The sequence below is a fragment of the Candidatus Binataceae bacterium genome, assembly GCA_035500095.1.
Classification (GTDB): domain Bacteria; phylum Desulfobacterota; class Binatia; order Binatales; family Binataceae; genus JAKAVN01.
This window is the reverse complement of record DATJXN010000103.1, coordinates 1-6,107: the sequence shown is the minus strand read 5'-3', so window position 1 is coordinate 6,107 and position 6,107 is coordinate 1. Positions and strand designations below refer to the sequence as shown.

Here is a 6,107-nt window from a genome sequence, read left to right as displayed (position 1 = left end):
GCGACGCTCTTGCTGGCCGAAGGTACGCCCATCACCTACGTTGCGGCCCAGCTCGGCCACGCGAAGCCGACAACGACGCTCCGGTGGTACGCGCACTGGCTGCCGAGGAGCGACAAGAGCTTTGTTGATGCGTTAGACTCCCAAGGTTTGGCACCAACTTTGGCACCAAAACTGGAAATTGAAGCGTTGCGGAGCCAAAAACCCTTTGATTCTATTGGTGGAGCTGACGCGGATCGAACGCGCGACCTCCTGAATGCCATTCAGGCGCTCTCCCAAACTGAGCTACAGCCCCACCGCGCGGAGAGTTGATCAGCGATCAGTTAATCGGAAGCGATCGGCTCGGTCAACCTGAGACAATTCGAGCTGCCCCGGCGTCTAGCGGCGCGGCCCTTCGGGTGCCGCGCGGTCGATTAGCTCGCGCGCCGCGCGGCGGAACTTGTCCGTGACCTCGGCGCCGCCGAGCATCCGCGCGACCTCCTCGATCCGCTCGGCCTCCGCGAGCGCGCTCACGCGGCTCCGTGTCGCGCCGCGGCGCTCCTCCTTTTCGACCAGGAAATGCGTGTCGGCGAAGGCCGCGACCTGCGGCAGATGCGTCACGCAGAGCACTTGATGAAAACGCGCGAGTTCCTTTAGCTTGCGCCCGACGACCTGGGCGACGGCGCCGCCGACGCCGGCGTCCACCTCATCGAAGATCATCGTCGCGACCCCCCGGCGCTGCGCCTCCAGGCGCTTCAGCGCGAGCATCACGCGCGAAAGCTCGCCGCCCGACGCGATTCGCGCGAGCGCCATCGGCGGCTGTCCCAGGTTGGGCGAGAGCATGAACTCGATCGAATCGGCGCCGCCCGGCCCAAGCGTCATCCGATTGTGCTCGAAGGCGTGCTCCGATTTCTCCAGCGGCGCGAAACGCGCCTCGAAAACCGGCGCGCGCATCCCCAGCGTCTTGAGCTCGGCCTCCATCCGCCGCTTCAGTTCCATCGCCGCGCTCTGGCGCCGCGCGCTCAGCACGGCGCCCGTGCGCGCGAGCTCGTCGAGCGCGCGCCTCAGTTCCTCTTCGGCCCCGGCGCGCGACTCGGAGACGCGCTCGAGCTCGGCGATCTCGGCGCGCGCGCGCTCGAGCGTTTCGAGCGCGCTTGCGAGCGAGCCGCCGTACTTGCGCTTGAGCCGCGTGAGCTCGGCCATCCGCGTTTCGATCTCTTCGAGCCGCGCCGGGTCGGCTTCAATCCGCGCAGCGTAGTCGCGCAGCATATGCGCCGCCTCCTCGAGGTTGAGGCGCGTTGAGGCAATCAGTTCGAGCGCGTCCTTGAGCTTCGAGTCGATCGCCGCGGCCTCGCCGACGCGCGCCTCGGCGCGCGCGACCGCGTCGAGCGCCGCGGCGTTGTCGCCCGCGATTATCTGCTCGGCTTCGGACGCCGCGGCGCCGAGCCGCGCTGCGTTGGCGAGCACGGTGCGCTCGGCTGCGAGCTGTTCGTCCTCGCCGGGCGCGAGCGCGCCGCGCTCGAGCTCGGCGAGGCGGAAGCGCGCGAGCTCGAGCTGCTCGGCGCGAGTGCGCTCGCGTTCGCGCAGCTCGTCGGCGCGGGCGCGCGCGGCGATGGTCGCGCGGTACGCGGCGCCGTACTCCTCGAGCGTCGCGTCGAGGCCGGCGTGCCGGTCAAGCAGTTGGAGATGGCTCTCGGAGCGGAGCAGCGTCTGATGCTCGTGCTGGCCGTAAACCTGGACCAGGCCATGGCCCATCCGCGCGAGCGTCTGCACCGTGGCAAGCTCGCCGTTAACATAAGCGCGCGAGCGCCCGCCGTCGGCGGTGAGCGTGCGGCGGATGACCAGCTCGCGCTGGCTCGTGTCGGCGAACTGCTGGGCGCCCTCGGGCAGCGGCGCTTCGCCCTCGAGCTCGAACAGTCCCTCGACGACGGCTTCGCTCTGCCCGGCGCGGATCATATCGGGCGAGGCGCGGCCGCCAAGGAGCAGGCCGAGCGCGGTCATGATGATGGTCTTGCCGGCGCCGGTCTCGCCCGAGAGCACGTTGAAGCCGGGGCCGAAGTACAGCACGGCGCCCTCGATGATTGCGAAATTGCGGATGCGCAGTTCGACCAGCATCGCCGCTCCCCCCGCCGCTCAGCCCCAGCGCAGCTTGTTGCGCCAAATCTCGAAGTAGGTGTGGGACGATCGCACCAGCACCACCGGGTTTTTGCCGCGCCGCACGCGCAGGGCGTCGGTGCTGGTGATGCGCGCGGTCTGCTGGCCGTCCACCGTCAGCATCGCGCCGTTTTCGTCGGTCCGGACCCGCACGTCGATCTCGAACGAATCGGGCAGTACCACGGGACGGTTGCTCAGCGTGTGCGGGCAAATCGGCGCGAGCACGACGGCCTCGAGCGAAGGGAAAACGATCGGGCCGCCGGCGCTCAGCGCATAAGCGGTCGAGCCGGTCGGCGTCGCGATGATCAGGCCGTCGGCGCGGTAGGAGCAGAAGCGCTCGCCGCTTGCGACCACGATAAGCTCGAGCATCCGGCCGAGCGCGCGCTTGTTGATCACGACGTCGTTGAGCGCGCGGAAGCTCTCGCGATCGGCCGCGCGTTCGCCCGCGGCGTGCGACTCCACGGTCGCCTCCAGCGTGATGCGGCGGTCAACCTCGAAGTCGCCCGCGAGCACGCGGGCGAGCGTCGCTTGGGTCTCCTCGACGGTTATCTCGGTCAGAAAGCCGAGGCCGCCGAGATTGATGCCCAGGATCGGCGTTTCGCGCTCGCCGACCAGGCGCGCGATGCTGAGCAGCGTGCCGTCGCCGCCCAGAACCACGATCAGGTCCGAGCGCATCGCCAGCTGCTCGCGCTCGACCGCCTCAGCGCCGAGCTGGGGGGCGGCCTCGGGCTCGGCGAGCGTCGTCAGATGGCGCGCGCGCAGCCAGGCCGCGAGCTCATGCGCGATCGCGATCGCCTTCGGACGCTCGCGCCGCACGACCAATCCGACAGTCTTCAGCGAATCTTTTGCTCGCGCGCCCACGCGTTACACGCCAGCGCCGCGCGCGCGTGGCCGTGCCTCGAATGCGATGAGTGATCTGAGCAACGAGGATGAAGTTGCGATCAACGCGTCGAACCGCCGTCCGGCAATCTCCGAGGCCGGGAGCCCGGCCCAAGGTTAGCTAGGGCGACGCGCCCGGATCAACCGTGATGGTTTTGGGCACGGCCGGCCCGTCGGGCGTGACCGTGATGGTCTTGGGCACGGGCGACGGATCGACCGGCGGCTTGGAGGTTCCGACGATCAGTGCGACCGCCTCGACGTGGTCGACCTTCACGCCCTCGACGCGCGTTTTGCTCATGTTTTTAATCAGGACCGCGTTGGCGCCCGCCTCGCAGCCTTTGCGCTTGAGCAACGACATGATGTCCTCGTGCTGGCCCGGCATGCCGTCGACCTTGAGCGTCCCGACCTCGCGGGTTTTTCCCTTGGGCGCGTCGTGCAGGATCTCGATCTCGCATTTTGCGGGAGCCGCGGAGCCCGCGGCGCCGTCGTCCTTGACCACGCGCATCGTGGTAAAGCCGATCGCCTTGCCGACGTCGAGGCGCGGCCGCTGCGGAGCGGCCGGCGCGTTGCCGGGGCCGTGGTCCGGGTTGGGGAGGCCGCCGAAGCGCTCGGGAGTCCGATGCAGCTCGGTCGTCGGTGTCGCGAAGGCTGACGGAACCGCGGCCGCTTCAGCACCCTGAGGCGATGGCGCAGGCTGTAGTTCCGGCGCATCCGCGTCGGCGGGAGCGGCGGCGGCCGGCGCTACCTCCAGGTCCGCGTCGTCGGGTTGCGCGGTCGCCGGTTCTGCCGGCGTTGCCGCCGGCGCCTGTTCGGCATCTGATGCGGCCGCGGGTGGAGATGCGGAGGGCGGCTCTGCGGACGGTGACTGCGCGCACGCCGGCCGCGCGAATACGCCCAGCGCGCAACAGAGGACGATCAACTCCGCGATCCGTCGCACATCACTCAGTATCCGCGCCCGAGGCGGCCGGGCAAGCCTCGCTTTCGCGGCCGTTTCGTATAAGATCCCAGCGAATCGCGATGAGCAACGGGCATGAAAGGCGGCCACTGATCGGCGCGCACGTATCGATCGCGGGCGGCGTCAGCCAGTCGCTCGCGCGCGGGCGGCAGATCGGATGCGAGTGCATCCAGATCTTCACCAAGAGCTCGCGCCAGTGGGCCGCCAAGCCGTACTCGGGCGAGGAAATCGAGGCGTTCAAGAGCGCGCAGGCCGAGACCGGGATCAAGACGGTCGTCGCGCACGATTCCTACCTGCTCAACCTCGGCGCGCCCGACGCCAAACTGCGCAAGCGCTCGGTCGAGGGGCTGATCGACGAACTCGAGCGATGCGAAGCGCTGGGCGTGCCGTTTCTGATCGCGCATCCGGGCTCCCATGTCGGCTCGGGTGAGGAGGCCGGAATCGCGACTATCGCGCATTCGATCGACGCGGCGCATAAATCCTGCGCCGGCTTCAAAACCAGACTCGCACTCGAAATCACGGCAGGGCAGGGCAGCAATCTCGGCTATTCATTCGCGCAGATGGGGCGCATCTTCGACGCGGTAAAGGAGAACGAGCGGCTGCGGCTATGCTTCGACACCGAGCACGCGTTCGCCGCCGGCTACGATCTGCGCAGCTCGGAGGGTTACGAACGAACCTTCGGCGAGCTCGATCGGCACGTTGGACTGAAGCGGCTGGCCGCGTTTCATCTCAACGATTCGCTCAAGCCCTTTAACTCGCGCGTCGACCGCCATCAGCACATCGGCAAAGGCCATCTGGGCGTCGAGCCGTTCGACCGCCTGCTCCACGACCCGCGCTTTTTCGGGCTCCCGATGTGCCTCGAGACCGAGCCCGGCCCCGACATGAAGGAAATTGCCGAGGACCTTGCCACTCTGCGCAAGCTGCGTGGATCGAAAGATTGAGAAGATGGAGAAACGAATCCTGACCGGCGACCGGCCGACCGGCCCGCTGCATCTCGGACATTACGTCGGCTCGCTGCAAAACCGCGTGCGCCTGCAGCACGACTACGACACCTACATCCTGATCGCCGATATCCAGGCGCTGACCGACAACTTCGAGCACCCCGAGAAGCTCGAAGCCAACGTCTTCGAGGTCGCGCTCGACTATCTCGCCGTGGGGCTCGACCCGGAGCGCGTCAAGATCGTCGTTCAATCGATGGTTCCCGAGCTGACCGAGCTTACGACCTACTTCATGAACCTGGTTACGGTGGCGACGCTCGAGCGCAACCCCACGGTCAAGGACGAGATCAAGCAGCGCAATTTCAAGCGCGGCGTGCCGGTGGGATTCTGGTCGTATCCGATTTCGCAGGCCGCGGACATCGCGATTTTCAAGGCCGAGCTGGTGCCGGTCGGCGAGGACCAGTTGCCGATGATCGAGCAGACCCGCGAGATCGTGCGGCGCTTCAATTCGCTCTACAAGAAGGTGCTGGTCGAGCCGCGCGCGATGCTCGGCCAGATGGCGCGGCTGCCGGGCACCGACGGCGGCGCCAAGATGTCGAAGTCGCTAGGCAACTGCATCTACCTCGGCGACCCACCCGAGACGGTGCGCAAGCGCGTGATGTCGATGTTCACCGATCCAACCCGGATCCATCCGACCGACCCCGGCCACGTCGAGGGCAATCCGGTCTTTACCTACCACGACGTGTTCAATCCGGATAAGGCCGAGGTCGACGAACTCAAGGAACGCTATCGCAAGGGCACGGTGGGCGACGTCGACGTGAAGCAGCGGCTGTTCAACGCGCTCGACGCGTTTTTGCGGCCGATACGCGAGCGGCGCGCGGATTTCGCGGCGCGGCCCGAGCGCGTGCGCGAGATCATCATCGAGGGCACGCGCCGGGGGCGGGCGGTTGCGCAGGCCACGATGGACGAAGTGCGCGCGGCGATGAAGCTCAACTACAAGCTAGCGTGATGTCCCACAAATAGCTTGCATATCAGGATAAGCGTCAGGGTGTCATTCCGAGACCGGGGATTCCTCGCTGCGCTCGCAATGACAGCCGCGAGATAGCGTCAGGGTGTCATTCCGAGGGAGTCAGCGACTGGGGAACCCCTGATCTTTATTCGTTTTTCGTGGAAGCCGGGATTCCTCGCTGCGCTCGCAATGACAG

5 protein-coding genes and 1 tRNA gene are annotated in these 6,107 nt (G+C 67.3%); 2 read left to right on the top strand and 4 right to left on the bottom strand.

Annotation, left to right across the window (positions count from 1 at the left end):
* Positions 1–215: 215 nt before the first annotated feature.
* From VMI09_10490 to VMI09_10475, 4 genes are all read right to left on the bottom strand, one after another.
* A tRNA-Ala gene (locus VMI09_10490) sits at positions 216–292 on the bottom strand.
* 83 nt (positions 293–375) lie between these two features.
* Positions 376–2,091 carry a DNA repair protein RecN gene (gene recN / locus VMI09_10485; protein HTQ25115.1) on the bottom strand — a complete coding sequence of 572 codons (1,716 nt, stop codon included), beginning with the start codon at positions 2,089–2,091 and terminating at the stop codon, positions 376–378.
* Between the two features lie 18 nt (positions 2,092–2,109).
* Positions 2,110–2,991 carry an NAD(+)/NADH kinase gene (locus VMI09_10480; protein ID HTQ25114.1) on the bottom strand — a complete coding sequence of 294 codons (882 nt, stop codon included), beginning with the start codon at positions 2,989–2,991 and terminating at the stop codon, positions 2,110–2,112.
* Positions 2,992–3,130: 139 nt separating this feature from the next.
* A complete protein-coding gene (locus VMI09_10475) occupies positions 3,131–3,946 on the bottom strand; it encodes a hypothetical protein (protein ID HTQ25113.1) in 816 nt (271 codons plus the stop codon).
* An 80-nt stretch (positions 3,947–4,026) separates the two neighbouring features.
* Between VMI09_10475 and VMI09_10470 the strand changes: the two genes are divergently transcribed.
* Both VMI09_10470 and trpS read left to right on the top strand, forming a co-directional pair.
* Positions 4,027–4,905, top strand: coding sequence for a deoxyribonuclease IV (locus tag VMI09_10470; GenBank protein ID HTQ25112.1), 879 nt, complete (start codon positions 4,027–4,029; stop codon positions 4,903–4,905).
* Positions 4,906–4,909: 4 nt separating this feature from the next.
* Positions 4,910–5,911: a tryptophan--tRNA ligase gene (gene trpS / locus VMI09_10465; protein ID HTQ25111.1), complete on the top strand. Its 1,002-nt coding sequence runs from the start codon at positions 4,910–4,912 to the stop codon at positions 5,909–5,911.
* Positions 5,912–6,107: the final 196 nt, after the last annotated feature.